At 51.7% G+C, this 21,337-nt stretch carries 18 protein-coding genes; 1 reads left to right on the top strand and 17 read right to left on the bottom strand.

The annotated features are described in order from the left end of the window. Positions 1 to 36: 36 nt before the first annotated feature. Complete coding sequence (locus SH302x_RS02020; protein WP_479366932.1) at positions 37 to 546, bottom strand: tetratricopeptide repeat protein; 510 nt, start codon at positions 544 to 546, stop codon at positions 37 to 39. Positions 547 to 987: 441 nt separating this feature from the next. After that, positions 988 to 3,063, bottom strand: a complete 2,076-nt coding sequence (flhA, locus tag SH302x_RS02015; RefSeq protein WP_479366930.1) for a flagellar biosynthesis protein FlhA — start codon at positions 3,061 to 3,063, stop codon at positions 988 to 990. 198 nt (positions 3,064 to 3,261) lie between these two features. On the opposite strand from flhA, the gene SH302x_RS02010 reads away from it, so the two are divergent. Next, positions 3,262 to 4,371: a sulfotransferase family protein gene (locus SH302x_RS02010; RefSeq protein ID WP_479366928.1), complete on the top strand. Its 1,110-nt coding sequence runs from the start codon at positions 3,262 to 3,264 to the stop codon at positions 4,369 to 4,371. 26 nt (positions 4,372 to 4,397) lie between these two features. Here SH302x_RS02010 and SH302x_RS02005 read toward each other — a convergent pair whose 3' ends face one another. The 15 genes from SH302x_RS02005 to SH302x_RS01935 all read right to left on the bottom strand — a co-directional run bounded on the left by SH302x_RS02005 (position 4,398) and on the right by SH302x_RS01935 (position 21,250). After that, entirely contained in the window at positions 4,398 to 5,495 is a 1,098-nt protein-coding gene (locus tag SH302x_RS02005; protein WP_479366926.1) for an EscU/YscU/HrcU family type III secretion system export apparatus switch protein, read from the bottom strand. Between the two features lie 11 nt (positions 5,496 to 5,506). After that, a complete protein-coding gene (locus SH302x_RS02000) occupies positions 5,507 to 6,331 on the bottom strand; it encodes a flagellar biosynthetic protein FliR (protein WP_479366924.1) in 825 nt (274 codons plus the stop codon). A 7-nt stretch (positions 6,332 to 6,338) separates the two neighbouring features. Beyond that, positions 6,339 to 6,617, bottom strand: coding sequence for a flagellar biosynthetic protein FliQ (locus SH302x_RS01995; RefSeq protein ID WP_479366923.1), 279 nt, complete (start codon positions 6,615 to 6,617; stop codon positions 6,339 to 6,341). Positions 6,618 to 6,619: 2 nt separating this feature from the next. Then, positions 6,620 to 7,567, bottom strand: coding sequence for a flagellar type III secretion system pore protein FliP (gene fliP / locus SH302x_RS01990; RefSeq protein WP_479366921.1), 948 nt, complete (start codon positions 7,565 to 7,567; stop codon positions 6,620 to 6,622). Then, positions 7,564 to 8,445, bottom strand: coding sequence for a FliO/MopB family protein (locus SH302x_RS01985; protein ID WP_479366919.1), 882 nt, complete (start codon positions 8,443 to 8,445; stop codon positions 7,564 to 7,566). The genes fliP and SH302x_RS01985 overlap by 4 nt, the downstream gene beginning before the upstream one ends. A 112-nt stretch (positions 8,446 to 8,557) precedes the next feature. Then, complete coding sequence (gene fliN, locus SH302x_RS01980) at positions 8,558 to 8,935, bottom strand: flagellar motor switch protein FliN (protein WP_479366917.1); 378 nt, start codon at positions 8,933 to 8,935, stop codon at positions 8,558 to 8,560. A 1-nt stretch (position 8,936) separates the two neighbouring features. Continuing rightward, positions 8,937 to 9,518: a dihydrolipoamide acetyltransferase gene (locus SH302x_RS01975; RefSeq protein ID WP_479366915.1), complete on the bottom strand. Its 582-nt coding sequence runs from the start codon at positions 9,516 to 9,518 to the stop codon at positions 8,937 to 8,939. A 182-nt stretch (positions 9,519 to 9,700) separates the two neighbouring features. Next, complete coding sequence (locus SH302x_RS01970; RefSeq protein WP_479366913.1) at positions 9,701 to 10,426, bottom strand: DUF533 domain-containing protein; 726 nt, start codon at positions 10,424 to 10,426, stop codon at positions 9,701 to 9,703. 100 nt (positions 10,427 to 10,526) lie between these two features. Continuing rightward, on the bottom strand, positions 10,527 to 11,690 hold the full coding sequence (gene rsgA, locus SH302x_RS01965) for a ribosome small subunit-dependent GTPase A (protein ID WP_479366911.1): 1,164 nt from the start codon (positions 11,688 to 11,690) through the stop codon (positions 10,527 to 10,529). 53 nt (positions 11,691 to 11,743) lie between these two features. Beyond that, positions 11,744 to 13,741: an ATP-dependent zinc metalloprotease FtsH gene (gene ftsH, locus SH302x_RS01960; protein ID WP_479366909.1), complete on the bottom strand. Its 1,998-nt coding sequence runs from the start codon at positions 13,739 to 13,741 to the stop codon at positions 11,744 to 11,746. Positions 13,742 to 13,902: 161 nt separating this feature from the next. Next, positions 13,903 to 16,671 carry a RecQ family ATP-dependent DNA helicase gene (locus SH302x_RS01955; protein ID WP_479366907.1) on the bottom strand — a complete coding sequence of 923 codons (2,769 nt, stop codon included), beginning with the start codon at positions 16,669 to 16,671 and terminating at the stop codon, positions 13,903 to 13,905. Between the two features lie 230 nt (positions 16,672 to 16,901). After that, entirely contained in the window at positions 16,902 to 17,165 is a 264-nt protein-coding gene (locus SH302x_RS01950) for a hypothetical protein (RefSeq protein ID WP_479366905.1), read from the bottom strand. Between the two features lie 138 nt (positions 17,166 to 17,303). After that, positions 17,304 to 18,122, bottom strand: coding sequence for a histidinol-phosphatase (gene hisN / locus SH302x_RS01945; RefSeq protein WP_479366904.1), 819 nt, complete (start codon positions 18,120 to 18,122; stop codon positions 17,304 to 17,306). 12 nt (positions 18,123 to 18,134) lie between these two features. After that, entirely contained in the window at positions 18,135 to 19,985 is a 1,851-nt protein-coding gene (locus tag SH302x_RS01940) for a multiheme c-type cytochrome (RefSeq protein WP_479366903.1), read from the bottom strand. Between the two features lie 44 nt (positions 19,986 to 20,029). Next, on the bottom strand, positions 20,030 to 21,250 hold the full coding sequence (locus SH302x_RS01935; RefSeq protein WP_479366901.1) for a DUF1573 domain-containing protein: 1,221 nt from the start codon (positions 21,248 to 21,250) through the stop codon (positions 20,030 to 20,032). Between the last annotated feature and the right edge of the window lie 87 nt (positions 21,251 to 21,337).

Genomic DNA, 21,337 nt, shown 5'->3' with positions numbered 1-21,337 from the left:
CAACATCTTAAAGCTAGAGAATTGGACAACTAAAGTTTATTTCATGCCCGCCTTCTTTTTTGCCTTCTTCAAGTCCTTCTGAAAGGGTGCATTTGAGGCGAAATCAGGACAGAGAAGCAATGCCAACTCGTAACTCGTGACGGCATCTGCAAACTGTTTGGCGGTCATTTGCAGTTCGGCTAAACTCAATGCGTTGATCGTCTTTAGTGCGGGGTCTTCGGTTAGCTCGATGGTCTTGGAAAAAGCTGCAATGGCAGGCAGCGTCTTCTTCATTTCCGATAGAATTTGAGCCTTCGCTGAATATGCAAAATACGAACGGGGGTTAAGCTCTATCGCTTTCTCATATGCATCAAGAGCGACCTTCTGATCCCCCCGCAACAACTCTTGCTCTCCCAGCATCAATGTCGTTTCGTACTGACAGCCCAACTCGCTCAATTGACGAATCGTACTCTGAATAAATTCGTTCTCCTTTGCAGCAAACAGATATGCTTGGCCTTTACAAAGACATTCGGCGCAATCGACAGGCGGACCTTCTGCTTCGGACAATGTTACTGCTTCCTCCCCATTCTGAAGAGCGACAAGGGCCTCCGCAACATGGCACTTAACTGCGGTAACAACCGATCTGAACGCTTCAGGGGTATACTCCTGTCCTTGTTTACACTTCCCACAAATTCGATGAAAACGTCGCTTACCTTGGGTCGGAATCAGTGGTAGAAAGTAGAGATGAAAGAAAGTCCTGGCGTCGTAACTTTGCTGCTTGGCATAACTGAAGCACTGGGAACAAAAACCATACTGCGTGACCTTGTTTCGCCTGAAGTAATGTCTGGTCCCCCAAATGATAAACATAGCGAGTGCCACCTATCAGAGATTGCTCCGAAACAATGGAACATTTTAGCAAATCCCAAGTCGCTTGCGATCATGGCTTCCAGTCCGTATCGATTTCTATCAACCGTAAGTCAGTATTGATTCTTGGACTCTGCTTGGAAACTAATCTGCAACCATACCCACAGCTTCGGTGTTGGTATCGCGAGTGATCTCGTTGTGGCACAAGATCCGCAGGTCGGGCAATCGGTCAGACGTGATGCGACGAAGTGCTGGACGAATGCGTGGGCTAACAAGAATCAGCGGATGTTCCATCTGCTGCTCAAATTTCTTCAGTGCATTAGCGATTTGCACACACGTTTGCTTGATGGCCGCTGGCGACATGCGAATCATCAAACCGCGTTCCGTATGTTCGAAACCGGCAGCAATGCGATCTTCCATGGCGGGATCCATCGTTAACACTCGAACAACTCCACGTTGATCACGATATCGATGCGAAATGGTCCTGGCCAATCGATTGCGAACATACTCTGTTAGCCAAACAGGATCCTTAATACGGCCAGCATAATCACCTAACGTTTCGAGAATCGTCCCCAGTTGCCGAATAGGTACATCTTCCCGAAGCAAGTTCTGCAGCACCTGCTGGACTTCCGACAACTTCAATACCGATGGAATCAATTCATCGACAACCGTCGGCGAACTCTTCTTCAATTGCTCAATCAGTTGCTTGGTTACATCGCGAGTGAGCAGTTCTTCGGCATGTTTACGAGCGACTTCTTGCAAGTGAGTTGCCAAGACCGCACCGGACTCGACCACGCGGTAGCCGTAAATCTCCGCTTGTTGACGCATATTGGGTTCGATCCAGTAAGCACGCTTGCCAAAGGCTGGTTCCTTTGTTTCTTCGCCGACGAGATTCCCAGTCGTCATCCCAGTATCGATGGCCATGACCCGGTCTGGACGCAAGAAGTCGCCCGCGACGCGGTTACCTGAGATCTGAATTTCATATTCAAACTTCTGCAGCGCCATTTTATCCTTGATGCGGACCATCGGCAGCAAGATGCCCATCTCCGTCGCCAGTGTCGCTCGCACCGTCGAGATGCGTTTCATCAGATCACCACCGCGACTGGTATCGGCTAGCACAATCAGCTTGGCTCCCAATTCAACGCGAATTGAATCTACGTCCAAGTAGTCTTCGACCTTTTTCTCAGGCGGAGGCTTGGGAGCTGTATCCTCCGCTTTTTGCGCAGCGGCTTCTTGCGCGACCTTCTGTTTAGCGTTCTTCTGCATCATGGTCGCTAGCCCAATGCAGCCTGCCCCCATGGTCAATAGTGGTAGCGTTGGTAGCTGAGTGGTCATCAAGAGCAGCAGAAATCCACCCGACACGATCAACGCTCTTGGATGTGCGAAAATCTGTCCTAAGAACTCTTTGGGCAAGTTGCTTTGTTGTGTGCTTCGAGTCGTCAGCAAGGCGGCCGCCAACGATATCAAGAATGAGGGAACTTGGCTAACCAATCCATCACCAATAGTCAGCTTGGTGAAGATCTCGCCAGCTTCTGCCAGCGTCATTCCGGCATACATCGTACCGATGTAAAGTCCACCAACGATATTCACTAGCGTGATAATAATCCCGGCGATGGCGTCCCCACGCACGAACTTACTCGCACCATCCATTGCCCCATAGAAATCGGCTTGACGCGTGAGTTCCTCGCGGCGACGTTGAGCTTCTTTTTCGTTGATCGCACCAGCACCCAAGTCCGCGTCGATCGCCATTTGACGACCAGGCATACCATCCAGAGCGAACCGGGCGGCGACTTCGCCAATACGCGTGGCTCCCTTAGTGATAACCACAAAGTTGATAATAAAGATGATCACAAAGAGAATGATGCCCACCTCCAAACGGTCGCCGGCCACGAATTCGCCGAACGCTTGAATGACTTCCCCTGCCGAGCCCAGATCGTCGCCATCGGTCCGCGTCAGAATGAGCCGAGTGGTGGCAATGTTCAGTACGAGTCGCCCCAGCGTCGTCGCCACCAACAATGTGGGAAAGACGTTGAACTCCAGCGGAGAACCGATCGAAATAGTGGTCAGTAGCACCAAGACCGATATCGCGATGTTGAACGACAGCGCTATGTCCAGCAAGAATGGCGGAAGTGGAATCAGGATAACAACTAAACACGCAATAATGCCGACCGGGAAAATGAAGTCCCGAAAGCGTCCTAAATTGTGTAAAGCGGTAAGCATTCCGTGCAACCATAACCGAGAGATGAACCATCAGACTGGCTTTTAGCGAATCAAGAACTTCGAAGTCCAGACGATTTGCGGTTCACAGCCAACGGACTTTAGCGAAACTGTGGAGAAAACTGCAAAAAGGCTTGTAAACTTCAGGTTGCTGAGCAAATAATCGGGCCCAAGCTTTCCTAAACACTCACGAACCGATCAATGCAGACTAAAAATCCATTCCCATGGTACGCTCCTCGATTTTGGCATGGTATGCCATCAAAAGTATGGTGGCCGATGCTGAAGCAGCATCATTGGCGTTTTAACTGGCAACGATTTCATTTCCTCTGCTCAGTCTCAGCCTCCACCATTTTTACGGATTTGGTCAGCCTGCTTCAGCACACGATTTACTCGGGCAAAATCCGCGAGACGCAACTTGCTGGACCGCCTGTATTTGTGCTGGGCCATTGGCGCAGCGGAACGACACTGCTGCATGAACTGCTGCAGTTAGACGAAAACTACGGATCGCCCAACACCTACCAGTGTTTCGCACCTTGGCACTTCCTGCTGACCGAAGGCATGATGACAACATGTGGCAATTTCCTGCTGCCGGAACGCCGCCCTATGGACAACATGAAAGCGGGCTGGAAGCTGCCGCAAGAAGACGAATTTGCGTTGATGGCGATGGGAGCATGTACGCCGTATACACGAATCGCTTTTCCAAAAGAGCCGACCGACATCAGCAGTCTTTCCAGCGACACGTTTCTGCCTGAAGACCTTGAGCGATGGAAGTCTTGCTTTCATTGGTTCATGCAAGCGATCACTTACCGAGAAGGCAAACCACTGGTACTCAAAAGTCCGACGCACACAGGCCGCGTTCGGTTGCTGGCTGAGATGTACCCGGATGCAAAATTCGTCCATATTACACGCCATCCTAACGCCATGATTCCATCGACGATCAAGCTTTGGGAATCGCTTTCCACGGTTCAAGGATTGCAAACCACTGAGGAATCACCCGCGAACACGGACTTTGTGTTTGATTGTTTCGAAAGGATGTACCAAGGCTACAACTCTGGCAAGTCGCAATTGAGCTCCGATCGACTGTATGAAGTCCACTACGATGACTTGATCCAAAACCCCATCGATACAGTAGCATCGATTTATAGTCACCTGCAGCTAGGCAATTTCGAGAGCGTTCGCACAAAGATTGACGCCAGGATGAATGCGGACAAAGACTATAAGCCAAACCGTTGGGACATTGCCGACGACCTATCCCAACGCATTCAAACCTCCTGCGCCGACTATGCGGCGACATACGGCTACCAGTTTTGAGGTCCAGACAACTCAAGGGCGTACAGCTACGAATTGGCGTTTCGTGGTTTCATGTCAGGCATCGTTTTGCCCTTGATCTCATAAACATATTTCAACACTTCGGCCACGGCTCCGTATTCTGTGGTTGGAATAGGCTGGCCGATGTTGACTGCTTTAAATAATGCTTGGGCTAACGGCTTACGTTCGACGACGGGTACGCTATGCTCCAACGCAATACGACGAATTCGTGCGGCAACCAAATCGGCCCCCTTGGCAATCACGATGGGCGCTTTCATCGTTAATGGATCGTACTGAATTGCAATCGCCAATTCTGTCGGATTGGTCACGACCACGTCCGCTTTGGGGACATCACTTTGTAAACGCTGGCTGGCCAATTGTCGTTGCACTCGTCGTCGCCGTGCTTTGATTTGCGGATCGCCATCAGTGCTTTTGACTTCTTCACGAATTTCTTCGTCGGTCATTCGCAGGTCTTGTTCATGCTTCCACTTTTGAAAACCGAAATCCAAGATTGCTAGAATCGCTAATGCAAATGCGGTCTTCTTCACTAGTTCGACCGTGACTTGCCAGACAAAATGCGAGAGCCCCATAAGACTCATTGAGCCGGTCTGCAAGATCGTCTCCCACTTCCAGATGACGCCACTGACCAGGATGATCGCGACCAACGAGACCTTCAACAACCCAAACCCCAACCGAGTGGCGTTCTGCAGTGAGAACAATCGTTTGAAGCCGGCGATCGGATCAATACGGCTTACGTCCAAGTTCAATTTGTTCGGCAGCCATACGATGCCTGTCTGAGCTACATTGACAGCCAGGGCGGTCAAAAATAAAGCACCGCAGACCGGCAGTAACGCCACTGCAGCGCGATAAGCAACGCTAATCAAGCTGCGTAAGTGTGTGCGTGAATCACTATAGCGATAATCGGTGGATGATAGCTGATCAACCAGCAGTTCTGTTAGCGATTCAATCAGCCCACCGCCAAAGCTATCTAACAACATAACACCGGCTAAAAGCAGGAGTGCGGATGCCAAGTCCTGGCTTTTAGCAATCTGCCCTTCTTCGCGTGCCTTCTGCCTGCGATAGGGCGTTGCCTCATGTTTCTTATCAGCACCACTGTCATTGGCCATCTACATGCACCTTATCTGACCGCCGAAAAGTCACGCGAAGGCGTCGCATCTATGCTGTCCTGATTGACGACAAACATTGAATGCGTTCGTTCAATCCAATCTATCAATTCGTTTTGATACACCAAACCAACCGCTCCGATCGACGCCATCAACACCCACAACAACACCATGACGTTGATACTAAACCCAATCGCCATAATGTTTAGCTGAGGCAATGTGCGTCCTAGTAGAGCGGTCGTCAAATTCGCTAAGATCAGGGCGATCGCAGCAGGCGCAGCCGCTCGTATGCCGATCTCAGCGGCATGGTGCAGTAGATCGTTCGAATGCAGAAGCCAGTATTCCTCGGCTAAGACTCCCCCTGCAGGATATATTTGAAAAGTGTCAACGCAGCATCTTAACAATGCTCGATGTCCACCAATCAATAGGAAAATCGCTAATGCCATCCATGTGAAGATTGCACTGATCACGGACGATGATTGGTTGGTACTAGGGTCCGCGACTTCCGCAATGTCCATACTGGCCAGCGATGAGATAACTTGTGCACCCAGTTGCAAGCCATTGACCAGCAAAAGCACAATTCCACCCAACATCATGCCAAACATCAACTCTTTGGCCACTGCAATGATGATCATCAGAAGCGCTGGCGGTAGAGGAGTTGCGTACTCCAACGCCAGCGGCGTGATGCTGGCCGAAAGTCCAATCGCCAAGAACGCTCGCACTTGCATCGGCACCGAGCTTCCTCGAATAGGTGGCATCATCGCAAGCAATGGCCCAACTCTTGAGAGCACGCACAGGAAGGTCCACATCAGCGGGTACAGGAGATCAATGGCAGTCACAGCAGCGTCATGGGTTTCCAGAAACCAGGTTGGGAATATTGAGTATCAAGTTCCTGCAATACTCAACCATCTGATCGGTCATCCAAGGCAAGCAGACGATGCCCAATAAAGCGATCGCCACTAGCTTAGGCACAGTACTAACCGTTTGATCTTGAATTTGGGTCAAAGCCTGCACTAGCGAAATCACCAGTCCCACGGCCATGCCAACCAACAACAACGGCATACCAATGACCAATGCTGTTAGCAGAGCCGAGCGAACTAGATCCATAGCATCTTGGGATTGCATGACTAACTTCCAAACGTGCCAAAGCTGTCAATCAACATGTGTACCACAAGCCTCCAACCATCGACCAGTACGAACAGCAGGAGCTTGAAAGGGGTCGAGATAATCGCTGGTGGCAACATCATCATCCCCATCGATATGGTGATCGATGCAATCACCAAATCGAGAATCAGGAACGGCAGAAAGATGGCGAACCCCATAATAAAAGCGGTCTTCAGTTCGCTGAGCATGTAGGCAGGCAGTAACACTTGCAGCGGTACCTCTTCGAGATACTCCGGCGCTGGACTATCTGGCTTGAACTTCGCATAAAACATCGAGACATCATCGTAGTTTTCCGCCATGACGATTTGATTCATCATGAACTGACGAATCGGTTGAATCCCGTTCTCCCACGCTTGCTCGGCAGTCATATCACTGCCAGCAGTCGTATAGGGCTTAATTGCATCGTCATAGACTTTCGTCCACACAGGCGTCATGACAAACAATGTGATAAATAGCGAGATGGAGGTGATGACCTGACTGGGTGGTAACTGCGCCGTCCCTAATGCTTGACGCAACAACCCAAAAACCACGATCACTCGTACATAGCAGGTGGTCATCAGCAACACGGCTGGCGCTAATGACAAGACTGTTAGCAGCAGCAAGATCTGCAGAGAGCCAGATAACCCCTTGGGACTTAACCAATGATCTGGACCTGCCAGCAATCCATTTTCGCCCTCGGCCTCGGCCGCATCCTTGAGCTTCTGATTTTCGGCCACGACTTCCGCCAAACGTTCAATGATCGTGCGTGTCGGATCGACGTTTGTAGTTTGCTGAGCAATCGCGACTTGCGTTTGCAACGCAATAACCATCACAGCAATCAGTATCCACGACACTCGCCGATAGATCCGATGTGCGGCGGATGGAGCGTGCAATCGTCGACCTTTGGACGGCAAGGTTGTAGTTTCCATCATGCCACCTTTCTTCCAACGCTGGCAATCGTTGCTGGACGCGAAAACAGTGAGCGTTTGACGCGTGGGGATTCACTGCCCCCCTGCATCACTTGCGACAGGACATTGCCAAAGCTGGCGGTAATGCTGCCCGGCGATTGCTGCTCACACATGCCAACGATCCGATCGACTTCTTCAGGTTGATCGATCTCACTAAGTGTTTGCACGTTGCCAATCTCGTGGTTGACCAACAAGATTTTGTGGCCAAAACGTATCACCAAAACCTGCTGGCGTGGCGCGTATGATGTTTTCCCTAGAACCTCGAAGACTTGCTTAGGCAGCACGCCTCGCGTTGGCTGCCACGCACGGCGTGTCAACGTCGCCAACGCGGCAAATATCGCAATCACGACCAGCAACGAGCTAACGGTCGTCAGTAGCGTCTTCCAAGTGCCGTTGGCTTTGTTAGTGGTACCTTTGCCGACTACTTTTGGAAGTGGGATTTTGGTCAAAGCGTTTTGCTGACCATTGCTGCTGGAATCTGCGTTCGGAAGCGAGCCCGCTATGTTGCTTTGCAATCCGCTAGCGCCGCTTTGGGCAGACTCTGCGGCTACAACATTGGCTCGCACTGGTTGCTGGAAACCTGCAGGAATGACTTGGGCCGGTGCAGGCTCATAGTAGTCAGGACTTACTTGCGAAACTTGAGCGGTCGATGCAGGCAATCGCTGAAATCGCTCGGTATCCGTTTGGATTGAGGGCACTTGAAGTCGAGTGGGCTCTCGGACCGAATCACGATTTTCCCAAATGGCTGCTGAAGTGCCTGTTTGAGCGTGGGCAGAGCCTGTCGTCAGGCATAAACAGGCCGCAACGATGCTGAACACCACAGCCTTGATAGAAATCTGCATCCTTTGCCTCCTGCGTGCTGCGTGGGTCTCTCCGAAACCCGACTATGGTCCTGCGACTAGTGGATGGTAGTCCAATAAGATTTGGTATACCCCAACCACGGTATCGTATCGATTAAGGTGTTAGCTGATCGCTGCCGATCAACTGGGCCACACGAACGCAGAAGTTATCGTTCAAGACCAAGACTTCGCCACGTGCGACCAGTCGGCCATTGACGTAGATGTCCACAGGATCCCCTGCGAGCTTGTCTAGGGTTACAACGGAGCCGCGACGCAGTTTCAGTATCTCCTCTAAATGCATTTGCGTACGACCAAGTTCAATCTTCATTTCAAGATTGACATCGCGCAGCAAATCCATCGAGACCTTTTCAGGAGGTCCGCCTTCGCCAACCAACTCTTCGAGTCGGTAGGGTTGAGCCTTTGGGCCTTGGAGCGCTGATTCAACATCCTTGAGCGCCGCTTCTGCTTCGTTCAGCAGATCATCTGCATCCATGCTAGTCCTCAATTACCTGGTAATCGTGGAACCCCACGCTTAACAAGATTGCCTCTTCTAACAATTCGGTACTTGTCGCTAATATTCGCCGCTGAATCAAGCCCAGTTGATTCTCGTGCAACTCATCTATCGTGGAATTTCGAATCTCTAGCAACAATCGATGGCGAAATCGACCTTCTCGCTCTTTAAATAGCTTCCGCATCTTTTCGGAATCTTTTGCTTGCAAAGTGCCAAACAAGCGGAATTCCACGCGTTGCTGGCGATCGCTGCCAGACGGAACAAAGCTGACACCGTAGGCTCCCAAGTCGAACTCAATCACACGCTCGCCGTTATCTTCTTCATGACTATTGAGCAAATGATTGACTTCCGCTTGATGTATCAGCCTCGATTCGGCTAATGCCGCAACTTCTTCGCCGCTGGGAACCATCAAGAAAAAGACCACGGTCTCAATTCCGATGATGGCCGTGATAAAGCCTCCTAAGAGAATCTTGCCCATCATGGAGCTTTTTGCAGGCGCAGATTCGCCAGCAGTGTGCTCAGGGCTGGCGGATTCAGGTTTCTTTTCTTCTTTTTTCGCGGACATCTGTCGTTCTCCCTATGTATTGCGGCCGAGCCTATTTGGCTCAATGGCCACCATTACAAACCGCTAAACTCTAGGTCAAGGCGTTGGCGCAGATCGCTACTGCAAAGAAGTTCACTCCAATCGAATACGAAATCATTTCCCGCAAGGTGGTATTTAACGATTGTATCGATTCAAGCGGATGGCTAATTACCGTACAGAAGCGGCGCGTTTTGCTGCTGGTGAAGTTGGTTCACCTTCTCCGGCGTCAGGCGCAAGGAAGCAGCTAAGGTCCTCAAATAGTCGGCTTCCACTTTCGTGTCGAGCTTGATCGCCATCAACGAGAGCATGTACACCTTTTCTTCCAGACCGACCGGAATCGAATCGCTGAACTCTCGCACGTTCAGCGGTCTGGCAAATTCAGCCCGAAGAAACTGAACCGTGTCAGGCGACGTATCGCCGACTCTCTCCAAAATAAACTGCTGTTCGTCTGGCGAAATCTCGCCATCTACCTTGGCGGAATTAATCATCGCGCGAATCATCAATACCGCCTGCTCATTGGGCGGCAACTCTGCCGGTCTGGGGACTGAAAGATGAACGTGCGCTTGCCTCGGTTGCTGCCCGAATATATCACCGGGAAAGCCTCGCGGTGGAACGGTTTGGGCGGGTGAAGATTGGGTTGGTGAGGGTGACGCAGGACGCGTTTGAGCCGGAGATGGATTCGGACGCGGGGGGGGTTGTCGAGTCGCTGTAGAACCACCGCCAACTCCCAACATATCCTCAAGTTCCCGTGCACTGCGCGAACCAGAAGAAGTACTAGCTGGACTGCCAGCAGAACTTTTTCGGCCACCGCCTAAGATGTCGTTCAAGACCTCCGCACCACCGCCCTTCTTGCCACCCAACAAGCTTCCTAGAATCTCAATCGCGTTCATATATCACCCCTGAAGTTTTAAAATAATGTGCAAATGACTCATGAATTAAAAGCTTAAGCATTGCTCGCGCTGCTCCGCTAAAAACTTAACAGCATAGCATTTAAAGCAGTTCTTCTTCTTCGCCAGCGGACAAGCCGGTGGGATCGTCCCGCATTTGGATGTAGCTTTCATACCTTCGCACGTCCAAGCGATAGTCTGCTACCGCGTTCTTTACAAAGCAATCGTTTTCATGCGTGTGAGTGCAATCGGGGAAATGGCACTTGGACGCCAAGGGACGAATGTCGCGGAAGTAACCAGACAACTCTTCGGCGGCGATATCCCACAATTGAAACTGTCGAACTCCAGGCGTATCAATCATCGCTCCGCCAGACTTCAACAAGAATACTTGCGCGGTTGTCGTCGTGTGCCGCCCTTTACTGTTTTCAGTACTGACCGTTTGCACTCTTTGTTGCAAACCTTCTTCAATCACATTCAGCAAAGACGACTTGCCAACCCCGCTTTGCCCAACGACCACCGTCGTCTTACCGGCCATCAGTTTGTGCAGCAAATCTGTATTCCAGCGTTTGGCGGCACTCAACAAAAGGACTCGATAGCCCATCTGCGCATAAGTACCTGCCAAGCTCTGCAACTGCGCCGGGTCAATCAGATCGCACTTGTTAATGCATACACATGCTTCCAGACGACTGTGCTCGGCCGTTGTCAGCAAGCGATCGATCAAGTTAGGTTTGATATGCGGCTCAGCCGCGCTGGTCACAATCAACATTTGGTCGATGTTCGCAGCAATGACGTGACGACGTTCTTTACTGCTGCGTGCTAGCTCGCTATAGCGGGGCTCAATCCTAACAATCAATCCTTGCAAGCCATTTTCAACGCGGAAATGGACTCGATCACCGGCTACTACGACATGACGCTGGTCCGTCGCGACACTTTTCAGCAAACGTCGCAAGGCACATCGATACTCCAAACCATCGTCGGCGATGACAATCGACTCTAGGCCATGAACACGCAGGACCATCCCTTGCTTGGTGCCTTCCAGATCGACGTTCAGAGGAGAATCCTGGGCCGATTGATCCTGGTTGTTTTCGACCGTAACCGTTCGGCGACGGGTCCATTGCCCTTTGCCACTAACGCGTTGCCGAGCAACCGTATCGATATCATCCTGATGCGTACTTTCGTACTTCCGCGTCAAATCCGCATCGTCACGAGTCCGTGACTCGTACTTCTTTCTGAATTCAACACGAATCTGACGTTTCTTCTTTGCCACATCATTCCAATCTACCGCGGAGGCCGCAAGCAACCCATACAGCACTAGCGGTTTTACTGCGTCACTTGAAAGGCCGCAGGAATTTCGTGCTCGTCCTTCTTCCCAGCGTGAATACTAGGTCCGATCAATTCCGTAATCTGCTTTTCGTCCAGCTCTTCTTGCTTTAAAAGTGCTTCTTTGAGCACTTCTAACTCTTGACGCTTTTCATGCAGCAAGTCGATGGCACGACGTTCGGCAGTCCGAAGAAAATCACCAACTTCGCTGTCGATCGTTTCTTGCGTATGCTCGCTGAACTGTCGCTGCTGATGCATTTCACGACCAAGGAATGGATCTTCGTCGGATGTCTTGTAACTGACCGGTCCAATCTTCTGGCTCATGCCCCAGTGGCCAACCATTCGTCGTGCCAAGCTGGTGGCGCGTTCCAAATCGTTTTCAGCTCCTGCGCTGCACTCGTCATAAATGATGCGTTCAGCCGCACGTCCACCCAGCAGCACAACCAGTTGATCGCGAGCTTCGCTTTCCGACATGGACACGCGATCTTCCTGCGGCACGATGTGCGTGCTACCTAATGAACGACCACGTGGAATGACAGTTACCTTGTAGACTCGCTGTGCTCCAGGCAAATACCAAGCAGTCAGGGTGTGCCCGGCTTCATGATAAGCGGTGTTCACCAAGTCCGCTCGACTCAGAGCTTCCTCGCGTTTAGCACCCATCATGACTTTGTCGCGAGCATAATCAAAGTCGACCATCGACACTCGCGATTTATCATTTCGCGCGGCCCATAAAGCGGCTTCGTTCACTACGTTGCGGATATCAGCACCCGTCATCCCGACAGTCGCTTCCGCCAAGCGTTTCAAATCGACGTCATCATCCAGTGGAACATCGCGAACGTGAACTTTGAAGATCTCCGTTCGACCTTTCAGTGTTGGTCGGCCGACGGTCACATGGCGATCGAATCGGCCCGGTCGCAGGAGCGCTGGATCAAGCACGTCAGGTCGATTGGTTGCCGCCATAATGATAACGCTATCGGTAGGCGAAAACCCATCCATTTCGGACAAGATTTGATTCAACGTTTGCTCGCGTTCGTCATGCCCACCCCCGAGCCCTGCACCGCGTTGGCGGCCAACGGCATCGATTTCGTCGATGAAGATAATCGCCGATCCCGCGTCCTTGGCTTGCTGAAACAAATCGCGAACGCGGGAAGCACCCACACCCACGAACATCTGAATAAACTCGCTGCCATTGACGCTAAAGAAAGCGACCCCCGCTTCGCCTGCAACAGCTCGAGCGAGTAACGTTTTCCCAGTTCCAGGAGGGCCATTGAGCAACACTCCCTTGGGCACGCGTCCACCCAGTTTCTGAAACTTCTCTGGCGCTTTGAGGAATTCCACGATCTCTTGCAAGTCCGCTTTTACCCCTTCCAACCCAGCCACGTCGTCGAAGGTAATCTGCTGTTCGGTTGCGTCATACTTGCGAGCCGTCGATCGAGAGAAGCTGTTCAAGAATCCGCCGCCCATCATGTTATCTCGCGAGCGTCGCAAGAACGTCCAAAGCAACGCAAGCGCCGCAAGCGTCATGGCGATGTATAGAAACACGGTGAACTGCGCAGTGCTATCCCCAGTGCTGACGTCGAAAATAAAATCGGGTTGCTTGGCTCTCAACGCCTCCAATTTTTTGATCAGCTCGCTGCGGCTATTGGTATCGGTTGGCAAATTGACGAAAAAGCGTTTCTGATAACGTTCGGGTTTCCCTTGTAAATCGGTCGACTGCTTCGTTGGATTCCCTTCTTGGTCATAGAGAACTGGCTTGACCGGCCGCACACGAAAAGTGCCATAGGCATAGCCTTCATGGACCGTGATCTCATGCAGATTCTCTTTTTCCAACTCTTCGTAGAAGACAGCGGTCTGGATTTTCTCGAGATTCTTCACGCTTTGGAAGAAGAAATAAGCCCCGACAACACTGATCAGAATGATGAAAATCATCAATCCCTGTCCGCGTTTTGGTCCAGTAGCAGGTGGCTCTTTGCGGTCTTCCTTTGGCGGGTTGGTCATGCGACGTCTTTCGTAACTCAAATTTATTATTGGCGTTCAGTGTCGAAACTTCTGATCTATTCCTCAATGGATTATACCGGGTTGGCCAGTAAATCCGTAGTCCCTTGACCGCAAACACAGGGCACGAATCGGGCCCAAATCAGAGAGATTCGTCGGAAAAACTACGAATTCTCTCTTTGTTCAGCAAATTGCCCGGTCAATAGCGCTGCCAACTGCCTCAGCGGCAGCTCTTCTCCATCAATGCGAATCTTCACGTCTGGTGATTTGGAACCACTAGATTGAAACGCTTGAATAGCTGATTCGGTTCGGCGATCAAAAAACTGGCCGCTTATCTTCAGTCCAACCTCCCGTTTGGCGGTCAGCAGGTCCTGGATCACCTCGCCTAGCGACAAACGGCGAATTCGAATGATTTCGGCCAAGGAAAACCCTCGCTCCACCAACCGCATCGACCATTTCCAGTCCATCGGTTCGGCAGCCAAACGAGGCGACGTCCATTCCAGCACCGATTGGCCGACCACGACCTCCGCGTTCATGTGGCCAGCAGCATCATTGAGGCTATCGAACACTTCCAAACCCACCATTTGGACGGAACTTGAATCGTCTTGGTAGTCCAGACGATTCGCTGGATCTCCATCAGCGTGGTTCAAGGCGGCCGCAGCTTGGGCTCTCGGCGTATCCATAAGCTGTCCGCTCAAGCGATCGCCGCTGGTCTTGGCGGTCGATGGTGTCTGTGATTCTGTAGCCTTGGCGTCGGCTGCTTTTTTGGATGATGCCGGCGACTTCCTCGCGGTGGCAGGCGACTTGGGAGCAATCGCTTGCTGGACCAACGGCGGTATGTTTCCACCACCCTTGATCACCTCTTCGGCTGCAGGCGTGAGAAAGACCGTCGGGCGATTCGGATTCATTTCCTTTTGCTCCAACAAGCCGGTTTGCAGCAAAGCGTCCAGCAGAGCTACGACCTCTTTCTTTTTCATTGAATTCAACACGCCGAATTCGGGCAATCTCTGCAGCCGTAGGCTCTTGACCTTCGCCGTTTCCGTTCCAGCCAGAAACTCCGCGATCAACAACTTGCCGATACGCCCATGCGTTTTGCCGATCGCGCTCAACACTTTCTGCAAAAGCTCAATGGACTCGGCGTCCAGTTCCACTTGGGCTGCAGTCGAACTTAAGGCAAACGTATCTTTCGAATCTACAGAACCAGATGCTGCGCCCAAGTCCATTTTCGGCCAACCTTGCACGCCTTGGCAGCGATCGCAACTACCACAAGCGGCACCGTTCATCTCGCCAAAGTACTCGAGAATGCACAGTTGCCGACACTGGGTCGATCTTGCAAATGCTACGACCCGATCCAGTTTGGCATAGTCTTCCTTCTTTCGATCTTCTAACGCAGCGAAGTCGATCTTGAGATCTTCAAACGAAATATTGCGTTGTCGAAAATGAATCGCTCGACCGCGAAACGGTGGCACATAATCGAACGGTTCCAACTTTCGCAGTTCGGAAAGCGCGCGAGCCAAGCTATCTCGGTCCAGTTCGCAATGTTGCATCAAATACCGCAGGTGTACAAACACCGGTTCTTCGCGGCGATCGCCGATGATCCGCTCGACAACTTGCAGAACTCGCCGACGCGTCTTCGCTTCCTTGGGCAACATTTCAACCAACGACGGCAACGTACTGTCGATACGTACCATCGCCAATCCCCCGCCCACTTCGAATCGCTCGATAACATTCGTTTTTCCAAGTATCTGCAGTGCGGTATTGACCGCTTCGCTGCTCATCTGCGTATTGACTCGATCACGAATCATCTCGGCTGTCAATTCGATGGGATCTTCCGTTCGCTCACAAAGGAACTCGTAGACCTTCTTTACCAGTTCTGCTGGCGGATTGGCATTCTCAATAAAGAACTCTTGAATGTAGCGATCTTGGCTGTTGTACAGCAACACGCAACTGCTAGGCAAACCATCCCGCCCTGCTCTGCCCGCCTCTTGGTAATAGGCTTCTAACGTTCCAGGCAGATTGTAATGAACCACATAGCGAAGATCCGATTTGTCGATCCCCATCCCAAACGCATTGGTGGCTACAATCACGCGGAGATCGTTGCGCATGAATTGATCTTGAATCAATTTACGTTGGTCGTTGGTTAACCCCGCATGATACACATCGCATTTCAACGATGGCAATTCGCCGCGTAACATCTCCACTACCGCTTCACAGCGTTTACGTGTCGCAGCATAGATGATCCCAGATCCAGTTTGCGCTCGCAGATAGTCAATCAGTTCTTTTTGCTTCTCTCGTTCGCCGGTACAAACAACTGAACCGAAGTGCAAATTAGAACGAGCAAAACCGGTGACGAACTTTTTGGGGTTGTTCAGTCGCAAAACCTTAGAGATATCTTGCCGAACTTTCTCCGTCGCCGTAGCCGTCAATGCAATGGTTTGAACATTGCCTAATGCCTCGCGGAATCGCCCCAAGCGAGCGTAGTCGGGACGAAAGTCATGCCCCCATTCGCTGATGCAATGGGCTTCGTCGACCGCCAGCAGACTGATGGGCGTGGCCCGAATCGCATCCAAAAATCTTGCGTTGCGCAATCGCTCTGGAGCGATATAAACCAGTCGATAAACACCGCGCGAGATCTCTTGCAGTCGTTCGCTCTGCTCGGAAGCCGAAAGGGTGCTGTTGATCAACGCTGCAGAGATACCGCGTTTGCTTAGCGAGTCGACCTGATCCTTCATCAACGCGATCAGCGGGGACACCACGATCGTCATTCCGTCGCGAGCAATGGCCGGTAGCTGGTAGCACAAGCTTTTTCCGCCACCAGTTGGCATCACGCACAGACAATCGTGCCCCTGCAAGACCGTCGAGATCACCTCGCGCTGGCCAGGCCGGAACTGCGAAAGCCCGAAGGATTCCAATGCTTTGTCGATGTCAACCACGTTCCCATTCCGAGAAAAGTCATCTACTGCCAACCACAGACCAAAAGTCAGTCCGAAGTTATAACATATCTGCTCGTAGGAACCGCTTCGGAAGCGAAACGATGTCCAGCGAACTCCTAAAGATAACTTTGATTACCGAAGAACGCAGCGCTAATTTAGAAGTCGCAACCTGCCAGCCAAGCACCTGAAGTGCCACAGCAAGGTCGCGTGAATGGTGGCTGCTCGGGAACCTAACTGGTCACCCGCTGATACCCCAAAGACTTGACGATCTGAAGCATTTCGTCGGGTGTGATATAGCGACGTCGATTATTCAGCTTGTATTCGTCGATCGCAACGGCCAATTGACGCCCCTCAGAAGTTAGCTCGTTGTACGAGTTACCAAACTGACGCCGCTCGCCAGAAAAAGTGTTTTCCTCACTTCCGACGCGACGTCGCTCGACAAAACCAACCGCGTTTGCTGCTGTCTGCCCATTATCTGCTGCCGCTGCATTCATTCGTAGAGTCCCGTTCAAGCCTTACTTCAAATTAAGATCATTCCAAACTTAGCTCACGAAGTTTAACGTGGCAAAGTGAAGATTCGATTTTGGCGAGAAGTAGTTCGCGTGAAATTCAGAAAATCCCGTCAGCAAGCGTTAGGTACACTCGGCTCCCGCGAGCGACGCAATGACCTGCTCATGAACATGGCCGTTGGAACCTACCGCATGTCCACTGTCATAACGCGCACAACCGCTCCAATCGGTAAATTGACCTCCGGCTTCCAAAACGACGGGCATCACAGCAGCTACATCCCAAGCGTTGACAATCGGGTCCAGCATGTATTCGGCTCGACCGGTGGCCACTAAGAAATAACCGTATCCATCTCCCCACGTTCGCGTTACATACGATTTAGACTCTAGCTGCCAGTAGATCTCTCGCGCCTTCCGTCGCTCGAACGAATCGTTTTGCGTCGTCACAAAAACGGACTCCGCAATGGTCGATACGTTGCTAACCCTCGCTGGCACGTAATCCTGGGACTGACGCGATGTTGTCCACGCTCCGTCACCGCGCATTGCAAACACGATCTGATTTAGAGCAGGCAGGTTGATGACTCCGATGAACGGTTCGCCGCGAAGCGTCACCGCGACCAGCGTGGAATACAAAGGGACACCAGTGATGAAACTCTTGGTGCCATCAATCGGATCAATGATCCATTGATACTCGCTAGTACCTGGCGTCTCGCCAAACTCTTCACCCAGAATCGCATCATCAGGAAATAGTTCCTGCACGCGATTTCGGATCAAAGTCTCAGCCGCTTTGTCGGCCACCGTCACTGGCGAACGGTCAGCTTTCTTCTCGACCGTAAAGTCCCTATTATAGAAGTGGTCTAAGGTCACCGCGCCAGCGGCCAACGCTACTTCTACGGCAATCTTATATCGACCTTCGCGTGGCCCTTGAAAGAATTCTTGATTCACTATGAGTCCGTTTTAATCTTTGCCGTAGTGGGCAACTTCCTGCCAATATGTTTCAAAGGCTCCATCCTCGTGGAAACCAGGACTATTATCCAGGTCGTGGCACTCCAAACATTTATCACGAGCACGATCCAAAGGCAGTCGCATTTCCTCAATTAGCTTGGCTCGCAGATCGTCACCTCCAGCAATATTGCCTTGCTCAAAAGCGACATGCTCGGATCCTGGACCATGGCAATTCTCACAACCATTGGCCGTTAAGTGGGCAGTTGCTTCCAACGAGACGTAACCTGTTCGGTAAGGACGATACTCTTGAGCATTCCAACCAGTTACGTGGCAAGAGATACACTCAGGGTCAAAATGCCTCGCAATATCCCCGCGTTCTGGAGGATGGACGATGGATTCGGTTGCATGCGCATGGGGGGTATCCTTCCAAATGTTATAGGCCGTTGTATGGCACTCTGCGCACGTCTCAGTGCCAACATATTCTCGAGTGCTAGGATGTGATAAGGCCTTGAGCCCCAAATTGGCAAAGCCAAGCTTCTTGAGTTCCTCTTGGTATTTGCGAAACAATTCCGTCATCCTTTCCGAATCATCAAACTGACTACTCAAAGCGATTCGTTGATAACGGAAAGGCTGTTTTGCATCGTCATAAAGTGCAAGCAACCCAACGTACATACCTTTCACACCGACTTGGATCATGATCGAATCCGTCCCGGCAATCGGTTCTGGTTTATAGAGCGGCTCGCCGTGCCCACCAGCGGTCACAACTAAGTCAAAACTGGGAACTGCTTGAGCGATACGTCGCGTCTCATTCAGCGAACCGTTCACCAACAACACCAAGTAATCACACTTCTGCGATTCCAACTGTGCCGCGATCGGTTTGAGCGCCGCGACTGCTTCTTGAGTCTTCACATCACCCACGGGTACTTCCCCACGATAATCGTCGCCAAGCACCGCGGTGATGCCGATCCTGCGACCATTGGGCAACTCAATAACCTTCATTCGCTCTGGAGCATCCGGCGTAAGAACCGCTACGTTTGCGGAAACAAACTGCGATAGCCGTTTGCCATTGCTGCTGGTCAGTTGATAAAACAAATCGGTCGACGACAGCTTCAATTCTTCATGCCCGAAGCCAACCGCCGCGTAATTCATCTGCTTGAGAGCTTCCGAGGTGTGGGCGAATTTCAGTTCCGCTTGCCGGCCCGTACGACGCACTTGATCTCCTGCATCAATGGGAACCATTGGCCAACCTCGCTGCTGAATCTGCGTCAGCAAAGTATCACGTCGCAGCAGCCCTCCTTTTTGATTCGCCAGGCCAGTGCATCCACAAGGCTCGACGTATCCGTGTTGACGACCTGTGATGAAGAAACAAGCCCAAGGCTCCGGCCAATCCTTGGCAATCTCTTGGTTTTTCTCTGCTTCCGTCGCAACGACCAGCGGCCGCTGATTGTCATCGTCTGGCGCGGCGGTCAAACTACTGGTAGGGACCAAAGAAACCACCGCCAAATTGTCTGCGTTTTGCGTGTCCACCGAAGGACCAGCCGCCGACGATGGCTCCGAGGCTGATTCTGATTCCATCAAATCCAGCTTCTTTTCGACATCCTCTAGAGCAGGCGCACCGGGCGTTTTGGCCGCTTGCGGAGCCTCCTCTTTGGGCTGAATTCGATTCAATAGCCGCTGAGGGACATTTCGCAGTCGAAAGCGTGGCTCCTGTGCCATCACCGCCCAACTCGCAACCATGAGTCCTACCAGCCCCAGCAGGCATGAAACGGCCAACCGCCCTCGGTACTTCGACGGCCACGCCCTAGCAGCTCGACGGCGGACCGCAGGTTGATCATCTTGATACTTGTTTTGCTTGCTATTCATTGTCATCTCTCAGCAAGGTCGTTGCACTTTCCCAGCCGCATGTTTTACTTGACACGGAACCGAAGGAACAACTGGATTTCGCCAGAGTTTTCGATATTTGCCTTAAACGTCACCATCGCGAAGTTTTTTGGATTGGTGCCACCCCTATCAATCGAACCAGTCCCCGGCGGAATCACCAGTTTGACGGGGAACAGCGTTTTCCGTTCGCTTCTAATCGGCTCGCCGATTTCAAACTGCACTTGGTTTGCAATCGAATCTGGCAAGATTTGTCCAACTTCAAGCGTTAAGTCCTGCCGATCGCTAAGGGCTGCCACAAAAAAGCTAGTCGACTCACCGCCTTCAGCGCCATTGAAATCGCCCAAGTCCAAGTAGTTTCTGGCTTCGTCGTAGTTCGTGGAGGCAATAATGCGAAGGTCAGAGACGACTTTACCGGTTGTCGGCACCGACATAGGAATCTCATCCGGACCAACACTTAAGCGAACCTGCCCGTTGATGGGACCAGCAGGCATGCCAGGATTAAAGGTAACCGTGAATTCGGCCAGCCAGCGAGCGTCCGCGTACTGGGGATCAGCGCCAGGTTCCAGTCGCTGGATTTCGCGAGTCACCTTGACGATCTCCATCAAGTCCAAGTCACCCCAATACCCACTGCATTGCAACGGGGTATCTTCCATCGCGTAGAGTTTGAATTTTTTGACAACGGTGTCCCGGGAAGAAAATTCATCCAAGCTTAAGAAATCGGGAGATAGCAAGTAATTGTCGCCGATTCGGCCCGTAATTGTGAGCTTGATCTCTCGCATCCGTGGGTCGGTGGTCCCGATGGTGGCCGTTTGAGCAAAATCCGCCTGTATGCCTTCGGCTTTCCATTCAAGCTTTACTGGCGTTTCCTCTCCAGGCTGGATGTAGTTTTCCGTGACCGAGCCGACCGTACACTTGCAGGTGCTGTTTTCAACCCACAGCTTCAAGGGAGCTTCGCCCGTATTTTTGAAGACAAACTGGTGCGACCGTTTGGTGCCTCGCTTCATCGTCCCAAAATCGAAGTCGGTACCGCCGATGACTTCAACTCGCGGCAACACGCTGGAAGTGACCATGCCCGACTCGTTGATTTTTTCCGCCTGCGTATCGGAATTCACAATCGCCAGGCGCTGGGCTTCGTCCAGTTGCTGACCAATCTGGATCTTGTTCTGAGAAACGAACGCTTTCGCTTGCCAAACACCACCAAGGCTGCCCAACAAGCTGCCGACGACCAACAAAACAATCAATCGCATTACTTCACCGTAAAACTGAACCTTCGAAAGAAAGATGCCCGCATTCTAGCTGCAATCAGCACCTGACAGAAGCGTCTTATCTGATCG

It is taken from the genome of Njordella calcicola, from assembly GCF_056494125.1.
Note: the sequence above shows the minus strand (reverse complement) of the source record. Positions and strands in the feature narration are given on the sequence as shown.